The organism is Bartonella koehlerae C-29 (assembly GCF_000706625.1).
GTDB classification, from domain to species: domain Bacteria; phylum Pseudomonadota; class Alphaproteobacteria; order Rhizobiales; family Rhizobiaceae; genus Bartonella; species Bartonella koehlerae.
Map to the genome: position 1 here is coordinate 246,634 of NZ_KL407334.1, position 26,036 is coordinate 272,669.

A 26,036-nucleotide genomic window follows, 5' to 3' on the forward strand; every position below is an offset into this window, starting at 1 on the left:
TAGGAAAGGTTTTTAGTTCTTACGAACATCTAAAAGAATTTATCTTCAATAAATCGTCATTTTTTGCCAATGGGTACTTTGTTGATGGAATGCTTTTCCTTCCTAACACGCTTGTTTGTTATCAATAGAACATTTACAAAGAAAACATTCCCATTACTCGAACTTTACTCTCAAACTTCAACTCAAAACACCAGAAGCTAGAAAGCACGGCGCATTCCTCTATCACAATTTTATTATCTTGGAACAAAACAAATTGGGAAGAATCACTCTTCATCCTATTTAAAATCCAAAATCATTGCTGATGTGCTATATAAATGCTTAATGTTTTTAAAATACGACATAATCTCATGAAGAAGAGGTCTCATGGCTTACTGGCTTTTTAAATCTGAACCCCATAAATGGTCATGGGACATGCAAAAGCAAAAAGGTGACGATGGCGAACAATGGGATGGTGTCCGCAACTATCAAGCCCGTAACAATATGCGCGCCATGAAATATGGCGATAAAGGCTTTTTTTATCACTCAAATAAAGGATTAGAAATCGTAGGCATTGTAGAAGTCTGTGCTGAAGTACACCCAGACTCTACAACCACGGATCCACGTTGGGAATGTGTACATATACGTGCTCTATATGATATGCCAATCCCTGTTTCCTTAAAACAGATCAAGGCTAATCCAAAATTGAAAAATATGGTATTGGTCAATGCCAATCGTTTATCCGTACAGCCCGTCACAGAAGATGAATGGAAAGAAATTTGCTTGATGGGCAATTTTAAGAAAACAAGAAAGTGATTTACAATTATAACTTATCATCTTTGATATTGAATAAGACCATCTCTATACAGTAAAACGATATTATTTTTTTCCCTTCCTCTTCAGAACAAGAAATCATTTCTTTGCACAGCACAAGAGAAAGACAGTGATGGATAAAAACCTTTGAGCAAAGATAAAAATAGCACTTAAAAATGATTGAAAGACAAAAGGAGATCTATAACAGGATTGAGGAAAGATAATGATAGCGCAACTGTAGACAGTTACTTCATAAACATAAGCAAGGGTGTACTCAGTGGATTTTACCTTATACCATTCATATCCGATACCAACGAAAGTATTGAATGCAAATTAAGAAGATACCTTTTTAAAATAAGTCTGTGATAAAAGATTCATCATATTGATTTATAAGGATAATTCATTGTTTTACGACTTGAATGAGAGATCTTAATATCGTAAGATTCCCTTATTTCAAACCCCTCTTATATTGAATCAAACAAAACCATTCTCTTGCACATCAGAAGCGGGATTCCCATGTGGATAAAACTATTAAAGAAAGGAATAAAATGCCTTTCATAAACCATTTTAATGCAAGGATTATAGCAACCTTGAAAGCTGACAAATGATATGATGGTGCCAACTTGCAACACAATGGCTTAATCTTCTTTGAAAGGAGATGATCTTATCAAAAGATAAGCAACAAGTAAAAACAAAAGGCATGTGCATATTTTCTAATCGTTAAAAGATATTACTTTGGCATGTTTTTAAAAACCATGAAGCAAAATTAAAATAAGATAATAAATGCTTTCAACCGGAAACAATAATTGTAGTCTGTCGATTAATATACGGCAAAAGACGTTCCATATCACGGCGAGAAAGCGCAATGCACCCCTCTGTTGGCGCATAATTTTTTCGTGCTAAATGCATAAAAATAGCGCTCCCTTTTGCCATTTTTCGCTCTGTAATATTCCAATCCAAAACCAAGACAATTTCATAAAGCCCATCTTTACGTTGCATTTTTTCAGCTCTTTCACAATAAGAAAGACGTACCAAACGATTATAATTGGCATCACCACTCGCATCACACCAACCATCCTGCATTCGAATAGGGCGAAAAGGCAAAACGGAACGTGGAAAAAAACCATAAGAATTACCGCGAAATCCCCTCAAAAAACGCATCCGTGCCAAAGGTGTCGCACCATCACCTTCGCGCTTCAATGCAGAAATACCCATCCGTCCTAGAGCACAAAAAAAATGATTCTGACCAACGCGTAAAATACCACGTGCATAATGACCTGCTTGTCGTCGAACAACCATAAAATGAACAAAAGTTTGTTTTTTACAGAGTTTCTTTTTTAATTTTCCTTGCATGAGATCTTATTTTTCATGAAACTACTTCGCAACAGTTGGTGCATAAACATAGCTTATAAGGAAAAAAATGAATTTTTATACTCTTTTAATTGTTGAAAATGATAATGATCTGCGCCCTATTCTGGTAGAGCAATTGCAAATTCATAAAGAATTTAAAGTTTTGCAAGCAAAAACAGCTGAATCAGGAATAACAATAGCCCAAGAAGAGAACATTGATCTAGCGGTTTTGGGGATTGAATTTCCTGATCTTGACGGCTATAAAGTCGTTAAAAGATTACGCACCCAAGGATTTTGTGCCCCCATTATCATGATCACGAATTATGACACAAATTGCGATACTCTTTTAGATCCTGAAACAGGTGCTAATGATTATGTGATAAAACCCTTTCGCTTTGCAGTACTTTTGGCTCGGATTCGTGCCCAATTGCGCCAATATGAACAAAATGACGATGCTATTTTGCACATTGGTCCTTATACTTTTAAACCCGGACAAAAACTCCTCATTGATCAACAAAATAACAAAATTCGCCTCACAGAAAAAGAGGCTGCCATTCTTAAATATCTCTCTTGCAACAACGAGCAAATCGTCAGTCGCGAAACGCTTTTAGAACAGATTTGGGGCTACAATGAGAACATTGTTACCCATACGTTAGAGACCCATATTTATCGTTTGCGACAAAAAATCGAAAAAGATCCCTCCAATGCGCGAATCCTCATTACAGATCAAAACGGATATCGTCTTAATCTTTAAATTTCACAGCAGTTATCACTGCTAAAACAATTATGATGCCCATTCATCTCTCTTCTCAGAAGGCAAATAAAGTAAACTCAAGACTTTGATTTATAAGAATAATTTATCATTTTGCACCTTGAATAGAAAACCAAAATATAGTAATCTTCTACCCTCCGAAGCTTAACATTCACAAGCAGAAAAAATCATTCGCATACATGCCATCAGCAAAATGAATGTATGGATAAAAGTGCTGTAAAAAGGACTAACAAGTTCTCTGATATCCCCTCTCAATGCAAGAATCATCAAACATATGGAAAGCCAGCCAAATAAAATGATGGCGCTAACTTGTCACTTTACAAGTGTAGAGATGTTGATAGCCACTAGACCTTACAATTTACGGACACCATCGTCAGATGAACTTGCGCTCTAGCCAAAATTGTTTCAAGCAAACGCGTGAATTTGCATCACAATGGCATTTCTGCTTTGCGTGAAAAATGCTTCCCCATTAAAGAACACAATAAACAAAAGCGTAAAGCAATGCATAACGTCAAAATCAAGAGGAAAGAGAGCTCTCACGCGCTTGTGGCAACAGCGCAGGCATAAAAACACGCCGCGACTGACGACGTTGTACAAGCAAGCCTTGATAAACACGTTTCTGAGCCTGACAAACTAAAAGTCCACCAAAATAAGGTAAAAGATGACGTACAATCGGTTCATAAAGAAAAGAAAAAAAGTGCGAGACATAGCTTGAAGACGGCATATAATGTACTACTTCTTGTATTGATCCAGAAATAAAATGTGTTTTTTCAAACAAACGAACAATTTGTTGCCGACTATAAGGTTCACCGTAACCAAAGGGTGTGCAAGCGTTGCGCGCCCAAAATCCAGAACGATTAGGAACAATAACAATCAGCTGGCCATTGGGAGCTAAAACACGCCATATTTCATTTAATGTTTCGAATGAATTTTCTGTATATTCAAGTGCATGTACCAATAAAATACAGTCAATCGAAGCATCAGGAAGCGGTAAATCTTCTTCAAAAACAAGTGCTGTAGCAACCTTATCAGCACAGGGCCATGGCACAGCACCCTGACAAGCGGGCATAAAAGCCAAACATTGTTGTGCACGCATACGCAAAGCAGAAAGATAAGGGAGTGCATAACCAAAACCCATAACCCTTTTACCAGTAAGATCCGGCCAACATAAACTTAACTGGTCACACAATGTCTCCTGTACACGCCTACCAAGAGCAGAAGCATAAAAATCTTTAAGTGTGACTATATCCACTTCAACATACCGTGTAGAAAAAAATTTCAAACATCATAGGTTTTCATATACCAAACTTATATGGACCTTTGCCTTTTCTCCGCAATGGCGAAAATTTTAACATTTCATATTTTAAACCCAAATAACTTCAAAAGTAGCACAGAAAGTTTTTCTGATCACTACCATCAATACTCTTGATCATATTCTTTATTTTTTGAAACTTGCGTCCCATAAAGACTTTCCGTGGATTTTTTTGACAATAATAAAAAGAAAAAATGATTAATTAAAATCTAACACCCTTTCAAGATAGTTTTTTTCTACTTCTAGAATATGCTCTTTACTAAGACGTTTACGAATTTCTTCCAAAATCTGTCGTGCGCGGATTTGATCACTTTCTTGTGGTATAGTTCCCCCTTCTTGCCCTTGAGTATTTTTTAAAGAAAGTGGACGTCCTAAAGGATCTTGATGACCAGAAACAGCATTTTGATGATCTCCTGCTTCTTTAAGAACTTTACGCATTTTTTCTAAAACATTTTGTGCACCTTGCCTTAACGATTCTAGAGCAGCTGACTGGTTTTGCATAGAAATCTGATGATCTCCGCGCTCAAGAGCAGCTTCTGCAGAATTCATTTTTTCTTCTGCTTTTTTCAATTCATCACTCTGTTCAAACCCCTGCTTTGATAATTCTTTTTCTAAAGCCGATAATTCTGATTGCAACTCAGCTTGACGTTTTTGTAAAGATTTTCTTCGCTTTTCCAGCATATTTTCTCCACGTCGTTGTTCCATTTCCAACTGATGTGTTTCATTGAGAATTTCTTGTTGGCGTCGCATCATATCACCAAGCTGATCGATTTTTTCTTTCATTTGTGCGAATTGGTTTTTGCTGCTCTCCCCACCTTGATTATCTTTTTGCACTTGCAAATGATCAAGAATTTGTTCAAGTTCAGATAACAACTGTTCAGCTGCTAAAGAAGAGCCAGTTTTAGCCATTTCTTCAATTATATTGAGCTTTTCTTTTAATATATCCTCTGCAAGAGGAGAACGACTAAGATTACTGTTTTTGCTATTATTTTGTATTTTTTCAGACAAAGTCTGAACGTAATCATCTATAGTTTGGCGTAAATCAGCCATTAGCCGTTCAATTTCCGCCGCTGAAGCACCGTAGCGAAGTGCATCACGCAAAGCGGCTTGTGCTTGTTTTAAATTTTTCTGAGCTGATTGGAGCTGATTGCCTTCAATACCCAAAGCGATTTGCCATAAATAATCGACCATATCGCGTAGATCATCCTCTGTCTCTGCCATAGAAAGCCTTGTCCATGCACTCTGTAGAGCAAGAAAATGTGTTGCATTTTGAAGCCCATCTTCTGGGCGCACAAGTAAAGCAGAGAGCATATCGAGTACACGCTCTTTTTTAGAAACATCAATGGCCAGCAAACGACGCAATTCACCTACTGCACGAGCAATAGGATTAGAAAAAACACGCTGGGGTAATGTCATAACAAAAGTTTTGCTACGCCCTTTCTGCCCAGCACCATCTTCTGCCACCAAAGTAATTTTAACCTCCGAACCAGCCCATGGATGCGCTGATACATCTTGCACCATCCGCATTTTACCCTTCCCACCACGCGGAAGAAGAAGCATTATTTCAGGTGCCCTATAAAGGGAAGTGACGCTTTTGTGCTGATCAAGAAAAGACTCTATTTCAACAAAAGCCTTTGTCACCCCATAATCATCCTCCAACTCATACTGAATCTCTAACGAACCAGCCAAAATTCGCCCTGGTTTTTCCAACCAACGAACTGTTGGGTGCTGGTCCTTAATCATCTGCAAAGACCACTTGAATTGCTTATGACGTGATGATATGAGCAAATCTATTGAGCGTTCTAAGTGTGTTTCAAAATGAACAATTGGATCATTTAAAGACGTTTTTTCACTTTTCTTGGAAAACAAAACTTTATGAGCATCTTTTTCAGCGAGCGCTTTTACTGTAACACCAGCACCATTAACAACACGTACAACCACGTTGCTTCCCTCAGGAACAGCAAAGTGTGTTGTCTCACCTCGTGTTAAATAAATGGGTGCCATATCGGTATAAGTAGGTGGTGTTACCCAAGCATCAATGCGCATGGATGCTTCATCAACGAGAGGACGTAAATCAAACGCATCTGCCAAGCGCCCCCCTAACGAACCAAAAGAAAAACTAAAAGCACAGACACAAAGAAGAATACATATAGTCCTAAGAGCCAACGGATCGCAAGCCGCACTATTAGGATACGCAGTCCCAGTTTTTAGATGATACAATTGTTTGGCCATACGACGTTGATGTTCGCGCCAAATAACTTCATGAAAATCTTCATCATCTTCAGGACATAAATGATCTTCTTGAACGCTTAAAGGTTGATTTTTGAGACCATTTGCTTGTTCAAGGCGTTGATTAATTTCCTTAAAAGTAGGCAACCGAAAACTGACAAGAAAAAACAAGCTTCCCACGGCAGAAAAAAAGATAAGGCCAAGTAAAAGTAAATGTGGCCAATACCCCAGAATGCCAAAAACACCCAACCAACTAAACGAACAAAAGAGACTGAGAACTAGAAAAAACGGCAACAATCGTACCCATATCCGCTCAAAAAATAGGATACACCACATCAAAATGCGCACATACAAAAGCTTTATTGCTAAAAAACTTTTGATGTTTTCATTTTTCATAGACAAATATTTGTCCCCTTTTAGAGTGATGAATTGCAATCGTAAAATTCATACAAGACAATTTCCAGAAAATAAATTGTTTCATCAAAGTTTAGTAAAAATAAGACCAAAAACATTTAACAATGTTCAATCTCATATGGACTCAAATCCAATCTGGAACATAATCACAGCCTATCAATTGTGCATAATCAAAACGTGGACGAATAACCGCATAACGCGTATCCTGAACGAGAACTTCTGGCACCAAAAGTCGGCTATTATAAGTGCTTGCCATCACAGCGCCGTAAGCACCAGCTCCCGTAATCGCTAAAAGATCGCCTGCTGCCAAGGTCGGCACACGGCGATCTAATGCTAAATAATCACCTGTTTCACAAACTGCACCAACAATATCTGCTCTCATCAGTAATGTATTTTTTGATGCTTGTTCCACAAGTACCACATTTTGCCAAGCATCATAGAGTGTTGGACGCATAAAGTCATTCATTGCCGCATCCACAATAACAAAATTTCGTCCTTTTCCTCTTTTTAAATAGAGAACAGATGTCACCAACACACCAGCTTCACCAACAATACTGCGCCCAGGCTCCACGATAATATTAATCCCTAAAGGCGCAATATATTTCCTTACAAGTGCTGCATAATCAGAAAGAGATGGTACTGAATGATGTTCATTCCCATAGGCAATACCAAGACCGCCTCCAATATCTATATGAGTAAGTGCATAACCATGATTCCTTAACTGACGCACAAAATCTGCAACAATAAGAAATGCGTCTTCAAACGGTTTTAAATCACAGATCTGACTGCCAATATGCATATCCACACCACACACCTGAATGCCTGGTAATTGAGCTGCTTTTTTATATACATCCCACGCCAACGACATTGGAATACCAAATTTATTTTCAGATTTCCCCGTTGTAATTTTTTTATGGGTCTTTGCATCTACATCTGGATTAATACGCAATGAAACGCGTGCTATTTTTGAAAACTCAACAGCACGTACAGAAAGTTGTACAAGTTCAGGCTCTGATTCAACGTTAAAACAATAAATATCGTGTGCAAGAGCAAAGTCTATCTCTTTTACTGTTTTACCAACGCCAGAATAAACAATACGATGAGCAGGAATACCAGCAGCAAGAGCGCGTCGCAATTCACCTTCTGAAACCACATCAGCTCCCGCTCCGTTTGCCGCTAAAAGCCGTAATACTGCCTGATTAGAATTAGCCTTAACTGCATAAGCAATCCAGCTAGACATATCCAGAAAAGCGTTTTGATAGTCTTTAAAATTTGTAACCACTGCACTAGCTGAATAACAATAAAAAGGCGTTCCCACATCCTGCGCTAATGCAGAAAGAGAAAGACCTTCAGCGTGAAGAATACCCTGATAATAAGAAAAAAAACGCATAAAAACCTCTATTGTATCAATCGGTCGAGAATAAAAGGTTTATCTAATTTGTTTTTAGAAGAAAATGGCTCCTGCGTTGTTTTCTCTACCCTTGAAGAAGGCAATTCTAGAGCACCTTTCCGTCCGCATCCAACGACAAAAGCACTCCCCAAAAGGATAATCATCAAACTCTTTACAATGATCTTCATATGCCCTCTTTCCTCATATCGGTTTCTTTCTTTATTTTTGGTTAAAAATAAAATCATTCAAGTGATGACAAAACGTTTCTCTAACCAAGCAATTTGACGAAAGTCTTTTGAATACACTATAGGCAAACACTCTGCTAAAAAATCAATCAATTTGTTCAACAAGCTCCAAATTCATAAAAATATTTTCTGGCTTTTATGAAAAAATAAATGAACTCGTTTTTATCTTTTGATAGACAATTTTTAAATCATAAGATTTTTTTACAATAAAATTGCGAAATGTTTTTTATTTGCGCTAACATCACCGCATAAGAAAATGAACTTTCAATATCTTATCAATAAAGTCTCTAATCAAAATCAACTGAAGCATTCATCTTTTATAATTACATTGCCTCCAGCACTCATCACCTCATATTTGATTTTTCAATCTCTCATCCATTATACTTTAAAACTCTCCATAAAAAGGACAAAAATGATGATTCCTCAAAATATCACCAGCCTTAAAAAGAAGAAGACCAAAATGCGCATCTTCATCGCATGCTTTTCTGTTGCGGTAATCTTAATTGGTATAGGCTTACACGCAACAAAAGAACCTCATGACAAGAAAGCGTCTTTTTTTACCAACTTAATTCCAAGAGAAAGAGAAAATGTCGGAAAAATACAAGAAGAAAAAATGGTAGCGATAAGAAAAGCAGCGAAAGGCTTTTTTACCCACCTGCGTTTTGCTGATACGCCCTATGACATGAACCAACTTTCTTTCAAGAATCTACAAGGAAAATATCATAAACTCGGCGAATTTACTGGAAAACCGATGCTCATCAATCTATGGGCTATTTGGTGCCTTCCCTGCCGCACAGAAATGCCAGAACTAGCGCAACTAAAACGTGAATTGGGTGGAGAAAATTTCGATGTCATAGCTATTAATATTGATCAAGCTGCTTCTCCTGAAAAAATTCAGCAATTTTTACAGAATATTGGTGCTGATAACTTGCTTTACTATCGCGATGAAACAATGTCTATTTTCAACAACTTAAGAAAACAAGGGCTAGCTTTAGGTTTGCCCATAACATTTCTGATCGATAAAAAGGGTCATCTCATTGCTTCATTTAATGGTGCAGCCCCGTGGGCCAATGACGATGCCAAAGCACTTATAAAAGCTTTCATAAGAGAAACACAATAATCTTAATAACCGCATCTTTTTAACCGTTGTATAGCTAAATTTAATGCCGATAAAAAAGCAGAACGATCTTTGCGACAAAAAGGACTGGGGCCACCCGTCATTTTACCCTGTCCTCGCAAATCTTCCATAAGATTGCGCATCGCCAAAGCGTGACCGATAGAGCTTGCATCAAAAATACGCCCGGTTGGCGAAAGACAGACACCACCCGCGCGCACAACCCGTGCAGCTAAAGGGATATCACTAGTAATAACAATACTAGTCTCCTGCACATGTTCTACAATCCAATCATCAGCAGAATCGGATTTGCCAGAAACGACCACCCTTTCAAGAAGCGCTTCATCTGGAAGGGGGAAAAAACGATTCGCTACAACAAATGTTTTAAGCTGATAACGATTCATAACATGATAAATTTCAGTTTTTACAGGACAAGCATCAGCATCAACTAACAAAGTAATTGCTGATCTTCTTTGCGTTTTTGTCTCTTGGCTTTCATACAAAAATAAGTTCTTTCATTCATCTAAATGATGCAAATGATTGCGATAAAACATTATCGCTGCATTTATTTCACCTCCAAGAATAAAAATAGCGCTTAAAATGTAAAGAAAAATAATGGCAACCATAATAGATGCTAATCCCGCATAGGTAGAAATATAATCAAACATTGTCAAATACTGCGCAAAAGCAAGAGAAGCCATAAACCACACAGACATTGTTACCACGATTCCAGGTAAAACATCTATAAATTTGCGTCGCTCTGCCGGAAGCCATTTATGAACAATCAAAAGGCTTACAAATAAAACAACTGCTGCGATTATGTAACGCCAGAGACGAATAACACCAATATATTTAGTAATGAAAAAAGAATAATCTTGCATAATTTTGATGAGTAAAGGCGCTAAAATCAACAAAAAGCTGATCACAACAAGACCAAAAGCCCCAAGAATTACAAAAAACAAACTTTGAAAACGACAAAACAACAAACTACGCCGATCAACAACACGGTAAGCTTTATTTAAAGCCGTGCGCAAAGCCTCCACCCCATTAGAAGAAAAATAAGCTGCTCCAATGACAGAAATCGTCAACACACCTCTTCGTTGAATAGTTAAAACATTAACAATTTCCTGAGATAAAGGTTCTGCAATGACATTTGGTAATAATTGCAAAAGCGCTTTAATTTTTTGCGGCGTATATGTAAAAGCACCAATAAAACTAGCAAGAGATGCACCAAAAATAAAAAAAGGGAACAACGCTAAAAGCACTGACAAAGCGACATGGCTTGCAAAAGCACTTCCATTATCACGGTAATAATGACTTACTGCATCCACAAGAATACGGTAGCTATACCAAAAGATACGTCTTAACAAATCTTAATACTTTCTGAAAAAACCCTTCTTTAGCCTATCTAAGCTTTATAAAAATCATCAATGATCTAAAAAATAAACTTTTCTCAGTATAAAGGGCAGTAATCCATACGGTCAAGCTTTAACTTTATATCAAAATAAGAGAGAATGAAGAAAAAAATTTCGTTCATCAAAAACCAAAGACAACAAGATTAGGATACTTACACTGGTACACTATCGATATCTTTGATAAAATAGAGGCACGCATCCATAAACCAGACCAAACGACCTATGATCCCTTATTGCAAACTTGGAGACACATCACATGATGTTCTTTTACAATAAGTCATATTAATAAATATAAAAAAATCAATATATTATATTATTTTATTTTGTTTGAATCCTCTTGAGAATCCACACTTTAAATGCGTGTTTTAATTCATTATTTTATAAAATGATGCCACGTATGAACAGAGCATAAAAAGCAAATCATGATGCAAATATTTGACGTATATAAGTATTCAAATGAAATACAAAGTAGCTATTATCATAACAGTTCATAATACGTTTTTATTATAAATTCGATAGTCACAATCTTTTGAAATTATCGATAACATAAATTGCATGTGTTCAAAAAGCACATATTAATGAATGAGATTGTTAATTTACATTCAATGATAAATTTAAAGAATGATATAGATTTCGCTAAAAAATAGCAAAATCTATACCTTTTATAGAAACCTTAGATCACCCTCTTAAGGAAGGAATTGTTTGAAACTGTCAATCTTGTAAATTGTATGTGTTTAAAGAAAAATAAGGCAATATTTTTCTCATATAAACAAAATTGCATTATCACTTATTTTTGAAAACTAAGATTTTATAACCACAGTATTTTTTACCGGTGTAGGAAATAAAAACGGATAATAAAAATTATAATATTATGTCTTATAAAATCGAAAACTTTTTAATGGCATCAAAAGTAATTTCTTTCTAACGCGCAGAAATTATATATTCTCTCACACTGCAACCTATCACGTTCTTTTAATAGGCATAGACCATGGGTAATATCACACCCTCTGTTCAGCAAACTCTCATACTTTCTTAAGGATATACCTTTACAGGTCCCTAACCCCACTTCACTACCACCCATGAATCGTACAACGCAATACCCTCTGAGCTCCTCCATCCTCATGCTTATAAAGCCAAAGATCAGCGCCATTATTATAGCGCTTAACGTTTTACTACTTTTGCACTCAAACAGTTTATCGCCCGACGATTCATCACCAGCATACCAATCTCCCTTAGAATATGTGCTGAACGTGAACAAAACAGGAATATATTGCAATATCCACAGCCTTTGTTTCAACAAGAAAATCATTTATTTATCATTATAAATCAATGAGTTGACTCTAGGACATCCTATATCCTAGAGCGCCAAATATGACCATTGATAATGACACAGGTGAAACCTCGTGATCATAACCATTTGTATCCGAGCCCTTGCCCACATCTAAGCAATTTTTCATCTTCTTTATCGCAGTCGATAACTGAAAATGAAAAAATTTCTTATAGATTTCTAGAAAAAACAAACAAAGTTTAATAAAAAGTCCCTTGTTTTTACGTGCTTTTTTTAGAAACGCTTTGACGTCCAAAATCAGAAGCATCAATTTCTTGCCCTGCATCAATAATATTACGGCGCACAGCACGCGTACGCGTAAAAAAATCAAATAGCGTCTCACCATCTCCCAAACGAATTGCCCGTTCTAAAGAAGAAAGTCCTTTACTGAAACGGCTCAACATTTCTAAAATAGCATCCTTATTATGCAAACAAATATCGCGCCACATAACGGGATCAGAAGATGCCAAACGGGTAAAATCACGAAAACCTGAAGCAGAATAAGAAATAACTTCTGAATTCGTCACCTTTTCTAAATCACTAGCTGTTCCAACAGTATTATAAGCAATCAAATGCGGCAAATGCGAAACAATAGCCAAAACAAGGTCATGATGTTTAGCGTCCATCTTCTCAACACGCGCACCACAAGCTTCCCAAAATGCTGTCAATTGTGCTACAGCCCCAGCATCACTTTCAGCTAAAGGCGTTAAAATACACCAACGATTCATAAACAAATCAGCAAAACCAGCATCCGGTCCCGAATATTCTGTTCCAGCAATCGGATGACCAGGAATAAAATGAACTGTTTTGGGCAATAAAGGTATCATTTCTGCAATAACCAACGCTTTTGTAGAACCAACATCACTCACAATCGCTCCAGGTTTTAAATGATCATGAAGTGATTTTGCTACTTGCGCACTAGCTCCTACGGGAACAGAAAGGATAACCAAATCAGCCCCTTCAACAGCTTTTGCATTATCTGTGGTATAAAAATCCCCAAGTTGCAGCTCGCACGCTCTTTTCAATGTTTCTTGACGACGCGTTGCAATAGAAACATGAGTTGCAAGATTCTTCTTTTTAATGACTCTTGCTAAAGAAGACCCAATCAGACCGATTCCTATGAGTGCTATTTTTTCAAACTGAATATCAAGCATTTTTTACCTTCAAGAACTCTTTGAAAATAACAACAAAACCAAAATTGGTCTCTTGTTTATTCAAGAGTTATGTATCAAACATTTTAAAAACCGCAATCGACAAAAGAAAAAAGAAGAATAAAGTCACGCACCTCCAAATTATCATCTGCGCAAACTACTAAGAGATTCCTTTTATCTGAAACATGCACCACCAAATGATTGATAAAACGTAACATCAAGCTCTAAAACTTTTTAATTCATTGTTTACAAGCATGCATAACTGTTAAAATACAAATACTTTTCATTAATTTTCAATCAATAATAACAACCACTTTGCAAACAGTATCACCCGTTTTATTCCAAAAAATTCTTTAGAATGTAAGAAAATACCAAGTCTTCTTAGCAGAACCGTGGGATTAGATAGCCTAAAAATCCTAAGGCAATGATAATCAACACAACTTTTTTACATATTGGAAATTTCTTTAAGATATTTGTGCAAAAAGATACCGTAAGTCTAAAAACATTTTTTCCTCACCACGATGCCATAAATCAAACAAATATGAAGCAAATGCACTTTTACAACCAATTCAATATTTTAAGCAGCAATTTGACGCCGCACAATAATTGCTAGTCCCAACAAAGCTTGACGAATAATAGCCTCACTCAAAAGCGGATTTTTACGACTTTCTAAAACAGCATGTTGGATTCGTTCCATGGCGTAAGAAATTTGTTCTCTCCTCCAATAACTCAAAGCACGTTCAATGATTTGTTTCCGCTTAAAAAAAATTGGCGGTTGCATTTGAGAAATTGCTGTAAACGTACTTTTACCCTCAATATCTATTTGGTAACGCAAAAGCTGTAATTGTTGAAAATGCCTTTGCGCAGTACTCAAAATAAAAAAAAGTGTGCTTTGCAGTGCTGCATGTCGACTAAAATGCGCTTCAAAACCTGCCACATCTCCCAGTAAAACAGCATCGATCACGTCATCTTGAGAAAGAGTACTAACATCACTAACCACCGCTTTCACATCCTCAAGAGCAATATGTTTTTTCTCTAGGGTATAAAGACAGAGCTTTTCCAATTCACCACGTGAAACAAGATGATCTCCTCCCAAATGATGAAGCAACCATTTACGTGCATCCAAAGAAAGGTTCATCTTAAAATGACCCAAAACTTCATCAATTAATGTATCGAGAGCACGAATATCATCCGCAAAACAAGGCAAAGCCATAGCTATCGATGCGGTCTCAATAATATTCCGCAGCCCTGTTCCTTTTTTGAGATCCCCTGCCTCAATAAGAATAAAACTTTTCTCTGGTGGTTCTTTAATTAAAATCTTAAGGGCAGCAAGGAAATTTTTTTGATTAGCGCCATTAGACACCCATACCAAACGATCACCACCCAAAAGCGATAAAGTACGTGCCTCATCTACCAATCGAGCAGGGTCTTTATCAATTTCAGCAGCATCCAAACGAACGCTGGAAAAAGGATCTTCTACAGCTATCTGCGTAAGCTTAATAAAATGTTGCACACGCTCGCAAACAAGACCACGATCTGGTCCGTAAATGAGAACAATAGGAAAAGAACGCGAAAAGCGCTTTAGAAAATGATCAACTTCATGCGCTTTTTTTTGAGCCAAAATATTAATCCATTAACAGTTCATCATAATCAAGAGCTTCCCCACGCACTTTTTGAAACATAACGATTAAATCGTTGACATTCAAACCTTGACGTTTTTCTTGACATACATCTAAAATCACTTTTCCGCCGTGTAACATCAATGTGCGATCTCCATAATCAAGAGCCTGACGCATAGAATGCGTCACCATAATAGTTGTTAATTTTTTCTCTTCAACGATTTTTTCAGTTAACCGCATCACAAAATCAGCCATTCCTGGATCTAATGCTGAAGTATGTTCATCAAGCAATAAAACATCTGCGTGCGCTAAAGTAGCCATCACAAGACAAACTGCTTGACGTTGCCCACCTGATAAACTATCCATAGGATTATGGATATACGCTTCAAGACCGATGCCCAATTGAGCAATTTCATCTTGGAAAAATTGTCGTTTTTTGTGATTTAAGGCTGAACGCAAACCACGACGACTCCCGCGAAGAGCAGCAAGAGCCAAATTTTCTTCAATGGTTAAAGAACCGCAACTTCCCATTAGTGAATCTTGAAAAACACAAGCGATTCTTCCGGCTCTCTCACTGACTAATTGTCGAGAAACATTTTGTCCATTAACCACTACTTTTCCTTCTGTAGGAAGAATTGCACCTGTTAAAACACTAAGCAAAGTTGATTTACCAGCGCCATTTGATCCAATAACAGTAACAAAACTTCCCCGATCAATTTTGAGGTTAATATCAATTAAAGCTTGTTTTTCCAACGGTGTTTGCGGTTTAAAAGTGACACCTATATGAGAAAATTCAATCATGTTTATGCCTCCTCCAATAGCGTGGTATTACAAGGGCTGAAACAACTAAAAGCGCAGTAATCAACTGAAGATCCGTCGATGTATCAATACCAATCCCGTTTGCCTCAAACGCAAACTGCACTGCAACACGATAAAGTACAGATCCGACAACACAGCTCATAATAATCCAAAAAATATTGCGCATACGAAAAAGAGTTTCACCAATAATAACCGCCGCTAAACCGAAAACAATCGTACCAGCTCCACCAGTAATATCGGTAGCAATCGCAGTTTGAATATAAAGGGAGCCTCCAAGCGCAACACAAGCATTTGAAAGTCCCATACCAAAATAAATCAATGCTGAAGTATGAATCCCTTGCGCTGTAGCCATCCGTGGATTAACTCCCATTGCTCTCATAGCAAGACCTATTTCACTTTCCAAAAAGCGCCAGATTAAAAATACCACCACCAGCAATACAGTGCCAACGAAAAGAGGACGCACAAAAATATCAGGCAAGCTAAAAAGATTATACAAGGGTGTTAAAGCCGTATCAGCAAATGCCAAATTAATATTAGATCCTCCCATAATTCCCATAATACGAAGATTAACTGTATAAAGTGCCGACATTGTCAAAATGGAAGCCAAAAGATTCAAAATGCCAAAACGCAAATTCAGCAAAGCTGTTAATAAACCCGCTACCATACCTGCACAAAAAGCACATGCCATAGCGATCCATGCATTAAAACCTAAAAGAATCAAAACGCCACAAACACAGGATCCAAGAAGAAAGGAACCATCAACGGTTAAATCAGGAAAATCTAAGACACGAAACGAGAGATAAACCCCTATAGCAACAAATGCATAAATAAGGCCTAACTCCACAGCGCCAGAAAACGCAAATACACTCATTCAAAGATCATCCTCATAACTTAACGCACCTTATTGTATCAACATCATATCAATAAAAGACTATGGAAGTATCTTTGTCGCGCGTTCTATAATTGTTTGTGGAATAACAATACCAACCTTTTGGGCTGCTTTCATATCAATTCTAATATCATTATTAGCGGCCTGCACAACATCAATATCGCCAGGTTTTTCACCCTTTAGAATACGCACAACCAGTTTCCCAGCTTCAACCCCTACATCGTAAAAATTCACGCCCTGTGTCATGAAGGGACCGCGCCCAATAGAGTTAAAATCGACGGTAAATACAGGCACATTCGCTTCCTGTGTAACCTTTGTTGCACCCTCTAAAACAGAAAGAACCGTATTATCAGCGGGAATAAAAATGACATCCACCTTACCAACTAAAGCCCGTGTTGCCGCTTGAACATCAGAAGGTTTAGGCGCAGATGAAGGAATGATCTCAATCCCTGCTTTACTTGCAACGTCCTTTAACATCTTAAGTGTTGAAACAGAATTGGCTTCAGAAGCATTATAAAGATAACCAATTTTTTTCAAATCTGGTTTTACTTCCTGCAAAAGTTTAACAGTTGCTGCAACATCTATACGATCAGAAGTTCCCGTGACATTACCACCAGGTTTGGTGAGTGAAGATACTATTTTAGCTCCAACAGGGTCAGAAATTGCAGCAAAAACAATAGGGATTGTTTTTGTTGCCGCAAGCATCGTCTGTGCTGAGGGCGTAGTAATTGCTACGATAACATCGGGTTTATCACCAACAAATTTACGTGCAATTTGTGTTGCTGTAGAAATATTGCCCTGTGCTGATAAAAAAGTGAGTTCAAAATTTTCACCCTGTTTATAACCATTTTCTGCCAGCGCATCCAAAACCCCTTTACGGACAGCATCTGCAGCAGGGTGTGCCATAATTTGTGTAAGTGCAACTTTAACGTAATCACCCGCTTTTGCAAAACTATTCATGATAAAAATAGCTGCAATCGCAATCCATAATATGTTGACTCTTTTCGACATTTTACTCCACCCCTTTTTTATATTAAAAAACGAGTAATCTATTGAAGAGTACCTTCAAAATCAATCTTTATTTTTATTTCTGAAACATTCGCAAAATAAATCGAACTGAAATGTTATTTTTTTGTTGCAATTCGTTAAAGCCTACGCCATACAAACAGCATCCGAAGCAAATATGTTTCGAGTCGATGAGCGGGTGTAGCTCAGGGGTAGAGCACAACCTTGCCAAGGTTGGGGTCGTGGGTTCGAATCCCATCGCCCGCTCCATAAGTTGTATAATCTATTTTAACATACCTTTAGTTTATCTGTGTCCTGTCAGAGTGGTTTTTGTTGGCTGTTCGCTATAGCGTATCATCTACTTTTGTCTCTTTTAGCATCAAATGCTGTACCAGTTTATTTTTTTCAAAGTTCTTTTAAAGCTTGTCTACCAAGTTCTCACAAACTCTTTAAAAAGCTTCTTTCATTTTTGTACCAAATTCTGAACTTTATGATTTTTTACTCTTTACTTTGATTTTTAGGTATCAAAATCTATTTTGAGAAAACTCTCATTAAATGAGAAAAAAGTCATAAAAACAAGAAATTAACACCTTTTTTCCCTCATCCCACCTTTCTCCATCTAGTAAAAAACCGCGTGTCAAACGACATTTGGTTTGATTGATTTTTGTATAACCGCGGAAAATATAATAATGAAACATGCAACAGAGCAGAAAGTTTTTGTTTTACAATCATTTGTTTTATACATTCTTCCATAATTCATAAAAATGGTGAAGGGGACCACGTCCTTTCCCTACTTGTAAAGCGCTTGAGGTAGATAAAGCCCCATTTAAATAGCCTTTTGCTTGTTTAACCGCATCAACCAAAGGCTTGGTAGGCAACAAAGCTGCGATGGCAGCTGAAATGGTACAACCTGTACCATGATCATGAGTGGTTATAAAACGAGGGGCTTCAAGCATGATAAGATCTGCACCATCACAATAAAGGTCTGGACTAGAACAATCATAATTCGCCTCATCTGTACGAGCAAAAACGTTCAAATGCCCACCCTTTAAAAGAACTGCACAGCACCCTAGAGCCAGAAGCTGTGGACCATATTGGTACATAGCTTCTAAAGACCATTGCATCTTTTCATATCCCAACAACAGAGACGCTTCAGGTAAATTTGGCGTAATCAAAGTTGACATCGGCACAAGAACATCACGCATAATTTCAATAGTATCAGGATTTAGAAGAACATCGCCACTTTTTGCCACCATAACGGGATCAAAAACAATGAAGCGCGCTTTGTGATAAGCAAGACGCTCTGCAACAGTCTGAGCAATTTGAGCATTTGCTACCATACCAATTTTAACAGCATCAACATGAATATCTTCAAAAACCGCATCAATTTGGTCAGCAACAAAAGAAGCATCCAATGCCTGAAAAGCACGTACACCTTGAGTATTTTGTGCGACCACAGCAGTAATCACACTCATTCCATAGGCTTTCATGGCTGAAAAAACTTTCAAATCCGCTTGCATTCCAGCGCCACCAGAAGGATCCGTTCCCGCAATAGATAAAATCCGTGGAATAAAAAGAGCATCTCGGCTAATCTGTAATTTCATCCATCCTTTCCCTTATTATTCTAAGCATCAAATAAAGAAACATTTCCAAATTAGATATGAAAAAAAAACATAAAAAGAGGTGTTTTCCAATGTCAAAGTAAATTATATAAACAGTCTTCTTGTAGATATAAAATGGAAAATTTAGTGCTTATTCTTCGTTCTTTTCTTTTTACCCTCGCTTTTTATACAACGACTTTTATCCAGATGATTCTTTACGCTCCCATCTATTTTGTAATGCCACGCAAAAAAGCGTGGATTGTCCCTAAAACATGGGCGCGCATCACACTTTTTTTGCAAAAATACATTGCAGGCACAAACTACGAAATTGAAGGATTAGAAAACCTCCCCAAAGGAGCCTATATCATAGCTCCAAAGCATCAATCTGCATGGGAAACCTTCAGCCTTATACCCTATTTTGAGGACCCCGCTCTCATCCTAAAACGTGAACTAATGTGGATTCCATTTTTTGGCTGGTATATGGCAAAAACACAAATTATCCCCATTAACCGAACAACACCCATTAAAGCCTTAAAAACCATCATACAAAAAGCCAAAGAAAAAGCAAAACAAGGACGCCAAATTTTGATCTTTCCAGAAGGAACACGCCGACAGCCAGGTCAAGAACCAAATTATAAATCGGGAATTGTTGCTCTCTATCATGAATTGGGACTTCAAGTTGTTCCCATTGCACACAATGCTGGCTTATATTGGCCACGTAACAATTTTCGCCGTTATCCTGGAACAATCCGCGTTCGCATTCTTCCCCCCATAGACGCTGGTTTAAGCAAATGTGATTTTCTAGATCAACTCATCCAAAAAACAGAAAAAGCCTGTGATGAATTGCTTTTATTAGCAGCACAAGATCCTAGCCCTCCACCCATGCCACCCTGCGCTATTAAAAAGCTTCAAAAACTGGATGATAACTGTAAATCAAAAAATTGATTTATAAGGATAATTTATTATTCTATATGTTGAATCAAAGACCAAAATATCGTAAGATTCTTTCACCTCAAACTCTCTTAATGAATAAATTAAAATCATTCGCACGCACATCACAAGCCAGGTTGGCATGTAGGTAAAAACTATTTAAGAAAGGAGTAAATATGCCTCTATGAACCACCTTAATGCCAAGGGCTGTCGCAACATTTTAAACCAGCAAAGAGAATGATAGTGCCAGCTTGCATCTTCATAAGCAGAAAGAGGGTAGTGCACAATGGTTTTATTGTTATACTCGTGCGTATCTTTTCAATAAGGATAAAGATGGTCATAACCAAGAACTCTTTTTTGCATCAATACTACCAAGAAATGCGATTGGCAGGAAGATGAGAAAATCTCTTTAGGCACAATCATGAATGAACGACAGAATAGCTTAATGTTCTTTCGTGAAAGGGAACAATTCCCTGAACAAAGAACACAAAAAACAAAAATTTAAACTCCTCAGTAATCTTTATGATTGAAAAGAGAATGTTTTTGATATTTTTGAAAGCCGTAAAACCGCATTAATTAAAGGAAGATTGTAAAAATAGACACTGAGTTTTTATCTCCGAAGAAAAAAAGATAAGTCATTAACCATCTTTCCTCGCTGATTATAGACTCAAAAACATGGTGTGCTAAATTAAAATAATTCTAAATCATTCTAGATAAGAAGGCTTTGGATTCACTTAATGCAGCGACTCCTCTATAAATTGTTTCTATCTTTCGTTTTAAGTTTGACAAGCAGCTTTGCTCTGACTCAACCCTTTATCTCTGTCGATGTTAAAACTGGACGCATTTTAGAACACAATCAAGCCTTTGAACGTTGGTATCCTGCTTCCTTAACAAAATTAATGACTGCTTATGTCATTTTTCGCGCCATGAGCCGAGGGGAAATTTCATCCAACAAACACATCACCATCAGCGAATATGCAGCAAAAGCTCCCACATATCGTTCAGGTTATAAAGCTGGTTCTGTTCTCACACTTGATACAGCGTTAAGTATCACCATGGTTAAATCCACAAATGATTTAGCCATTGCCATGAGTGAAGCGGTCGCTGGCTCACAGAAAGCCTTTGTGCAAAAAATGAACGCTGAAGCTCAACGCCTAGGAATGTTTGGAACCCATTTTGCTAATGCAAGTGGCTTACCAGATCCAAATAATTATTCCACAGCGCGTGATATTGCTCTTTTAGCAGTTCAGATTCGCCGGGAGTTTCCTCAATATGCCCATTATTTTTCTATTCCAGCCATTGATTTTGGTAACAAACGCAAGATCCAACCCAATTCAAATAATCTCATTGGTCGTTTTGATGGAATAGACGGTATGAAAACAGGCTTTATTTGTGCCTCCGGTTTTAATCTTGTTGCTTCAGCGACCCGCAATAAACGTACAATTATTGCTGTCATTTTAGGATCTAAAAACATCAGTGAAAGAGAAAAAAAAGCTGCAAAACTGCTTGAAGCAGGATTTTCGCGTCAAGAATCGTTACAATTAACACTAAAAACACTTGAACCTTATGGCACTAAAATGACTCAAGCAAGCAACATGAAACAACAAACGTGCACGCCTGAAGCCATACAAATGAATGCAAATTCTTATGATGATCAAGGAAATATCATCCTCACCTCACCTTTTATAGCGGCTCCGCCTTCTTCTGTTCTTCCTTTACCTGTAAAACTTATTAGTACGCCACAGACACCTAAAGTCAAAGAAAAACCGCTAAAAAAATTTTCCATTCCGAGTAAAAAACACGCAAATCACCCCCTGACAAAAGCCACAAATCACACACGATAATTCCTATGAAAACAAATCGCTTTCTTTTCATGCTTATTACCGGTTTTCTAGGTTTGGACAAAACGACTTTGCTCAACTGGATGTTGTGCAATCCTCTTTTGGCTGACAGCGCTGTTATCATCAATGAATTTGGTGAAATGAGTATTGAGCACCTTTTGGTTGAAAAAACAACAGAAGGATCATTGAACTCACTAATGGTTGTTTGTGTTGTAATTTACGCAGTGATCTTATTGATACATTAATCGATTTGATTAAGCGCGTTCATACAGGACATTACAAACAACTTAATCGCATTATCATTGATAACAACAAGTATGGCTGATCCGGCCCCTATTTTACAAGCTCTTTTAAATCACCCATTTTAAATGCGAACATTGTCCATCGACGCTGTTCTTGTAACATTCGATATATTAAACACGCTTTCCATACTCAAACACCATCCTGAAATACATAAACAATTAACGCTTGCTGACAAAATTATCCTTACAAAAACAGACCTTACTAACCCAAAAACGCTTTCAAACATGCTTCTTAACACACTCAAAGCGATTAATCCTATAGCACAAATCATCGATGTTCATTCTGATCATTTCTACTCAACTGCATTCATAAGTAAAACATTATGGGACGAAAAAACAGAAAACACGCAATTTAAACGATGCTACCCTATTGCTCCCTACGATCATATACACCTGTCGACCATTCGCGCCTTTTCTCTAGACTGTTAGGAGCCTATTGATTACGCCACCCTTGATGCTTTTTTATATCTCCTAAAAAACCTTTATGGCTCAAAATTATTACGGATCAAAGCAATTATCGCATTGCGTGATGATCCCCCGCACCCACTTGTGCTGCAAAACGTACAAACATTTTTCCATCCACCAATAAAACTTCTAACATGGCCAAAAGGAATCACACAAACCCCTTTTGTCATCATTGCCGATGGTATTGAAAAAGAAGCGATACAAAAACTCTTCAATGCTCTTTCAAATAAACCTTCAATAGATACTGCAGACAAAATTGCTATATTGGATAACCCACTAATTATTCCAGGAATAAAATTTTAATTTTTCCTCCAAGTTTCATATGAAGAAAAATTAACCGATATAGAAAGCAGATTTTCAAAGAGACTCTAACACATCCTCATTTCCATGCTTTAATTAAAATTTAAAAGCAAAGTAGAGAATCATATTATTTCATTTGGAAAGAATAAGCGCGTTACACAGAAAAATATTCCATCAAGTGTAAAGATTGGCAAAGGATATTCCGTTTAATGAAAATAAGTCTCTTAGACGCACGTGAAAAATAAAAACTTTACCCATTATTTTATTGAAAGTGTTTACGTTACTTTTAAAGCCAAAGCTCAGGAGGGTGAAACTTTCCTTTATGCTCAACAAATGGCGTAATATCTTAAACGTTATAAATTCCTGCTATCAGAAAGCAATCTCACATCCAATTGTGGAAGAACTTGTCAAGAACGATAGACTATAGATAATCAATACTACCTTTATCCAAACTCCTGCCTATGCTACAGTTTATAGATAAGGTCAGCGTGAACGGAAAGCATCGCGAAAACACAAATCTTAACCGTGAAAAATGATGCTGTAGTCCAATATCTTGAGTTAAGCTTTATATTTTCTTCTCAGGCGGGTGATTGAAATGATATTATCCAAGCATTGCAACTTCTTGAAGAATTTAACAATATACAAGTTATTCCTGATAAAGATTCTGCTTCACAGACACGAAAAAACGGCTAAGGAAGCATAACGGTACCCCTATCCTTTTTTGCCTTTCCTTGTCTCACAAGGATGAAAACAGCACATAAAGATGATAAATGCCTTTATAAAATGCTTTTTCAATAAACTTAAACTCTTTAGAGGAATTTCATTGTGATTTGATAAAAAGATTTTTTATGGAACTCCTGATCCTTGCTTTAATCGTTCTTCTATTAAAAAAACCAGTATAAATGTTAACATATAATTCTGTCATAGAAGAACCATTCTGAAAGAAGCAAAAAGATCTCTATTTTACGATAAAATTAAGACTCATGGTTTTAAAGAAACTGCAGTTTTATCAATATTGAAAACATAACGTTTTTCATACACATCAACCGTTGGAGGCTTACGATTCTCCTCAAAGAGATCGTAGCCTTTTTTAAGCATTATCCAGAATTGATAATGAGGGTCAGAACTATGACGCGCCATGTTAGCAGCGGTCATACGGAAAGGGAAAGCTTGCAACTGGAATTCTCGTTGCCCACCTCTAAAAGCATCCCGTGCAAAAGCATAAATCTGTGCCATATTTTTATCGCTCATAGAATAACAACCAGCAGAAAAGCAAGAACCGTGCACCATAAGATTGCTCCCTGTACGACCATGGGCCTGATCATACAGGTTGGGAAATCCTATATTAAAGGAAAGATAATATTTCGAATAAGGATTCATTTGATTTGCGCTAATAGTATAAAAGCCTTCTGGTGTCTGAAGATCTCCTTCCTTATATTTAGGTCCAAGCTGACCTGACCATTTGCAAATGCCATAGCGAGCTATCAGCACAAAAGGTCCTGAACGAGACTGTTTCCAAATTTCGGCAACATTTTCTTTCTTAAAAAACCGCATCATAATCGGCGCATAAGGATCAACATTATACAAAACCATTCTATTTTGAATCTCTCGCGGAAGTGGCTGCTCAACTTTAGCACGAATAGAGGCTGGAAATCGCCCCTCACATGCTGTTAATATTCCAGTTGCAAACAAAACGCATATTGCAAGGAATCTTTTGAATATCATTTGAATAAAACTCCTATTCATCCCTCACAAAAACAAGTTATGCTAAAGAACGACCAATTTGAAGATATTTTTCCCAACGTTCTTGTTTAAGAACGTCACCCTCTTTGCCAGCCATAGCCTCTAAAGCGAAAGAAATAATATCACCCGTTGCATCAATCACGGCCTCTTTTTCTCTATGTGCTCCTCCTAAAGGCTCCGGAATAATACCATCAATAATTTTTAATTGATAGAGATCTTGCGCAGTAATACGCATATTCATTGCCGCATCTTTGGCACGAGTTGGATCATGCCATAAAATAGAAGCAGCTCCTTCTGGAGAAATAACAGAGTAAATTGCATGCTCTAACATATAAACTTTGTTGGCCGCAGCAATCGCTATTGCCCCCCCAGAACCGCCCTCTCCAATAACAACCGAAACAACAGGAACTTTTAAACGCAATGTTGCTGCTGTTGATTGAGCAATTGCTTCTGCTTGACCGCGCTCTTCAGCACTTACACCAGGATAGGCCCCTGCCGTATCGACAAAAGTGAGTAATGGCAAACCAAAACGATCAGCCATTTCCATAATACGTACAGCTTTGCGATACCCTTCTGGACGTGCAGAACCAAAATTGTAGCGCAAACGTGTTTGCGTATCATGACCTTTCTCTTGACCTATGTAAGCGACTGCTTCACCTTTAAAGCGTGCGAACCCCGCTTGAATAGCCTCATCTTCAGCAAACTTGCGGTCTCCTGCCAAAGGTGTAACATCACTTAGCAATCGTTCAGAATAGTCCATAAAATGGGGACGATCAGGATGACGAGCCACTTGTGTTTTTTGCCAAGGCGATAATTTTTTATAGATATCGCGCAATGCCGCTTTGGAACGCATTTCAAGACGCGCGATCTCGTCACTCATGTCAAGACTACTCTCTTCCTGAGAAATCTTTTTTAATTCAAGAATTTTCCCATCGAGATCAGCAACCGGTTTTTCAAAATCAAGATAATTATACATTGCACTCAACTTATTTGGTGTAAGTTACACATTTATAA

General features: G+C 37.4%; 20 protein-coding genes, 1 tRNA gene and 1 pseudogene. 7 read left to right on the plus strand and 15 right to left on the minus strand.

Going from position 1 to position 26,036, the window contains the following annotated elements:
- The first annotated feature begins 363 nt into the window (after positions 1-363).
- Entirely contained in the window at positions 364-792 is a 429-nt protein-coding gene (locus tag O9A_RS01145; protein ID WP_034457963.1) for an EVE domain-containing protein, read from the plus strand.
- Positions 793-1,578: 786 nt separating this feature from the next.
- On the opposite strand, the gene O9A_RS01150 is transcribed toward O9A_RS01145, so the two are convergent.
- On the minus strand, positions 1,579-2,142 hold the full coding sequence (locus O9A_RS01150; protein ID WP_034457965.1) for a L,D-transpeptidase family protein: 564 nt from the start codon (positions 2,140-2,142) through the stop codon (positions 1,579-1,581).
- A gap of 67 nt (positions 2,143-2,209) precedes the next feature.
- Between O9A_RS01150 and O9A_RS01155 the strand changes: the two genes are divergently transcribed.
- Complete coding sequence (locus O9A_RS01155; RefSeq protein WP_034457968.1) at positions 2,210-2,893, plus strand: response regulator transcription factor; 684 nt, start codon at positions 2,210-2,212, stop codon at positions 2,891-2,893.
- A gap of 535 nt (positions 2,894-3,428) precedes the next feature.
- Here the strand turns inward: O9A_RS01155 and O9A_RS01160 are convergent.
- The 4 genes from O9A_RS01160 to lptM all read right to left on the minus strand — a co-directional run bounded on the left by O9A_RS01160 (position 3,429) and on the right by lptM (position 8,444).
- Complete coding sequence (locus O9A_RS01160; protein ID WP_034457970.1) at positions 3,429-4,193, minus strand: class I SAM-dependent methyltransferase; 765 nt, start codon at positions 4,191-4,193, stop codon at positions 3,429-3,431.
- Positions 4,194-4,421: 228 nt separating this feature from the next.
- Positions 4,422-6,848: a TIGR02302 family protein gene (locus tag O9A_RS01165; RefSeq protein ID WP_034457972.1), complete on the minus strand. Its 2,427-nt coding sequence runs from the start codon at positions 6,846-6,848 to the stop codon at positions 4,422-4,424.
- A 142-nt stretch (positions 6,849-6,990) separates the two neighbouring features.
- Positions 6,991-8,256, minus strand: a complete 1,266-nt coding sequence (gene lysA / locus O9A_RS01170) for a diaminopimelate decarboxylase (RefSeq protein WP_034457974.1) — start codon at positions 8,254-8,256, stop codon at positions 6,991-6,993.
- Between the two features lie 8 nt (positions 8,257-8,264).
- Complete coding sequence (lptM, locus tag O9A_RS01175) at positions 8,265-8,444, minus strand: LPS translocon maturation chaperone LptM (protein WP_034457976.1); 180 nt, start codon at positions 8,442-8,444, stop codon at positions 8,265-8,267.
- A 472-nt stretch (positions 8,445-8,916) separates the two neighbouring features.
- Here lptM and O9A_RS01180 point away from each other — a divergent pair, with 472 nt between their 5' ends.
- On the plus strand, positions 8,917-9,621 hold the full coding sequence (locus tag O9A_RS01180; RefSeq protein WP_034460154.1) for a TlpA disulfide reductase family protein: 705 nt from the start codon (positions 8,917-8,919) through the stop codon (positions 9,619-9,621).
- Between the two features lie 2 nt (positions 9,622-9,623).
- On the opposite strand, the gene O9A_RS01185 is transcribed toward O9A_RS01180, so the two are convergent.
- The 7 genes from O9A_RS01185 to O9A_RS01225 form a co-directional block, all read right to left on the minus strand.
- Entirely contained in the window at positions 9,624-10,118 is a 495-nt protein-coding gene (locus O9A_RS01185; RefSeq protein ID WP_034457978.1) for a YaiI/YqxD family protein, read from the minus strand.
- A gap of 12 nt (positions 10,119-10,130) precedes the next feature.
- Positions 10,131-10,985, minus strand: coding sequence for a YihY/virulence factor BrkB family protein (locus tag O9A_RS01190; protein WP_034457979.1), 855 nt, complete (start codon positions 10,983-10,985; stop codon positions 10,131-10,133).
- A gap of 1,593 nt (positions 10,986-12,578) precedes the next feature.
- Positions 12,579-13,511, minus strand: a complete 933-nt coding sequence (locus tag O9A_RS01205; protein ID WP_034457985.1) for a prephenate/arogenate dehydrogenase family protein — start codon at positions 13,509-13,511, stop codon at positions 12,579-12,581.
- A gap of 574 nt (positions 13,512-14,085) precedes the next feature.
- Complete coding sequence (gene holA, locus O9A_RS01210; protein ID WP_034457987.1) at positions 14,086-15,129, minus strand: DNA polymerase III subunit delta; 1,044 nt, start codon at positions 15,127-15,129, stop codon at positions 14,086-14,088.
- Between the two features lie 4 nt (positions 15,130-15,133).
- Positions 15,134-15,928, minus strand: coding sequence for an ABC transporter ATP-binding protein (locus O9A_RS01215; protein WP_034457989.1), 795 nt, complete (start codon positions 15,926-15,928; stop codon positions 15,134-15,136).
- The gene (locus O9A_RS01220) at positions 15,921-16,817 is read right to left on the minus strand and encodes an ABC transporter permease (protein ID WP_034457991.1); all 897 of its coding nucleotides are present in this window, start codon (positions 16,815-16,817) and stop codon (positions 15,921-15,923) included. Before O9A_RS01220 ends, O9A_RS01215 begins: the two co-directional genes overlap by 8 nt.
- A 60-nt stretch (positions 16,818-16,877) precedes the next feature.
- Positions 16,878-17,846 carry an ABC transporter substrate-binding protein gene (locus O9A_RS01225; protein WP_034457993.1) on the minus strand — a complete coding sequence of 323 codons (969 nt, stop codon included), beginning with the start codon at positions 17,844-17,846 and terminating at the stop codon, positions 16,878-16,880.
- A 189-nt stretch (positions 17,847-18,035) separates the two neighbouring features.
- On the opposite strand from O9A_RS01225, the gene O9A_RS01230 reads away from it, so the two are divergent.
- A tRNA-Gly gene (locus O9A_RS01230) sits at positions 18,036-18,110 on the plus strand.
- A gap of 467 nt (positions 18,111-18,577) precedes the next feature.
- Here the strand turns inward: O9A_RS01230 and thiD are convergent.
- A complete protein-coding gene (gene thiD / locus O9A_RS01235) occupies positions 18,578-19,444 on the minus strand; it encodes a bifunctional hydroxymethylpyrimidine kinase/phosphomethylpyrimidine kinase (RefSeq protein ID WP_034457995.1) in 867 nt (288 codons plus the stop codon).
- A 132-nt stretch (positions 19,445-19,576) separates the two neighbouring features.
- On the opposite strand from thiD, the gene O9A_RS01240 reads away from it, so the two are divergent.
- The 3 genes and pseudogenes from O9A_RS01240 (at position 19,577) to O9A_RS08530 (ending at position 23,282) form a co-directional block, all read left to right on the plus strand.
- A complete protein-coding gene (locus tag O9A_RS01240) occupies positions 19,577-20,386 on the plus strand; it encodes a lysophospholipid acyltransferase family protein (RefSeq protein WP_084790487.1) in 810 nt (269 codons plus the stop codon).
- A 722-nt stretch (positions 20,387-21,108) separates the two neighbouring features.
- Positions 21,109-22,215 carry a D-alanyl-D-alanine carboxypeptidase family protein gene (locus tag O9A_RS01245; protein ID WP_034457999.1) on the plus strand — a complete coding sequence of 369 codons (1,107 nt, stop codon included), beginning with the start codon at positions 21,109-21,111 and terminating at the stop codon, positions 22,213-22,215.
- Between the two features lie 5 nt (positions 22,216-22,220).
- A pseudogene (locus O9A_RS08530) lies at positions 22,221-23,282 on the plus strand (CobW family GTP-binding protein).
- 978 nt (positions 23,283-24,260) lie between these two features.
- On the opposite strand, the gene O9A_RS01255 reads toward O9A_RS08530, so the two are convergent.
- Both O9A_RS01255 and O9A_RS01260 read right to left on the minus strand, forming a co-directional pair.
- On the minus strand, positions 24,261-25,004 hold the full coding sequence (locus tag O9A_RS01255; RefSeq protein WP_034458001.1) for a L,D-transpeptidase family protein: 744 nt from the start codon (positions 25,002-25,004) through the stop codon (positions 24,261-24,263).
- Between the two features lie 37 nt (positions 25,005-25,041).
- A complete protein-coding gene (locus O9A_RS01260; protein ID WP_034458003.1) occupies positions 25,042-25,998 on the minus strand; it encodes an acetyl-CoA carboxylase carboxyltransferase subunit alpha in 957 nt (318 codons plus the stop codon).
- Positions 25,999-26,036: the final 38 nt, after the last annotated feature.

Bases quoted from the DNA above. Each gene is read 5' to 3' on its own strand.
- O9A_RS01145 (WP_034457963.1), top strand. From the start codon at position 364: ATGGCTTACTGGCTTTTTAAATCTGAACCCCATAAATGGTCATGGGAC.
- O9A_RS01150 (WP_034457965.1), bottom strand. From the start codon at position 2,142: ATGCAAGGAAAATTAAAAAAGAAACTCTGTAAAAAACAAACTTTTGTT.
- O9A_RS01155 (WP_034457968.1), top strand. From the start codon at position 2,210: ATGAATTTTTATACTCTTTTAATTGTTGAAAATGATAATGATCTGCGC.
- O9A_RS01165 (WP_034457972.1), bottom strand. From the start codon at position 6,848: ATGAAAAATGAAAACATCAAAAGTTTTTTAGCAATAAAGCTTTTGTAT.
- lysA (WP_034457974.1), bottom strand. From the start codon at position 8,256: ATGCGTTTTTTTTCTTATTATCAGGGTATTCTTCACGCTGAAGGTCTT.
- lptM (WP_034457976.1), bottom strand. From the start codon at position 8,444: ATGAAGATCATTGTAAAGAGTTTGATGATTATCCTTTTGGGGAGTGCT.
- O9A_RS01180 (WP_034460154.1), top strand. From the start codon at position 8,917: ATGATTCCTCAAAATATCACCAGCCTTAAAAAGAAGAAGACCAAAATG.
- O9A_RS01205 (WP_034457985.1), bottom strand. From the start codon at position 13,511: ATGCTTGATATTCAGTTTGAAAAAATAGCACTCATAGGAATCGGTCTG.
- O9A_RS01215 (WP_034457989.1), bottom strand. From the start codon at position 15,928: ATGATTGAATTTTCTCATATAGGTGTCACTTTTAAACCGCAAACACCG.
- O9A_RS01220 (WP_034457991.1), bottom strand. From the start codon at position 16,817: ATGAGTGTATTTGCGTTTTCTGGCGCTGTGGAGTTAGGCCTTATTTAT.
- O9A_RS01225 (WP_034457993.1), bottom strand. From the start codon at position 17,846: ATGTCGAAAAGAGTCAACATATTATGGATTGCGATTGCAGCTATTTTT.
- thiD (WP_034457995.1), bottom strand. From the start codon at position 19,444: ATGAAATTACAGATTAGCCGAGATGCTCTTTTTATTCCACGGATTTTA.
- O9A_RS01240 (WP_084790487.1), top strand. From the start codon at position 19,577: ATGGAAAATTTAGTGCTTATTCTTCGTTCTTTTCTTTTTACCCTCGCT.
- O9A_RS01245 (WP_034457999.1), top strand. From the start codon at position 21,109: ATGCAGCGACTCCTCTATAAATTGTTTCTATCTTTCGTTTTAAGTTTG.
- O9A_RS01255 (WP_034458001.1), bottom strand. From the start codon at position 25,004: ATGATATTCAAAAGATTCCTTGCAATATGCGTTTTGTTTGCAACTGGA.
- O9A_RS01260 (WP_034458003.1), bottom strand. From the start codon at position 25,998: ATGTATAATTATCTTGATTTTGAAAAACCGGTTGCTGATCTCGATGGG.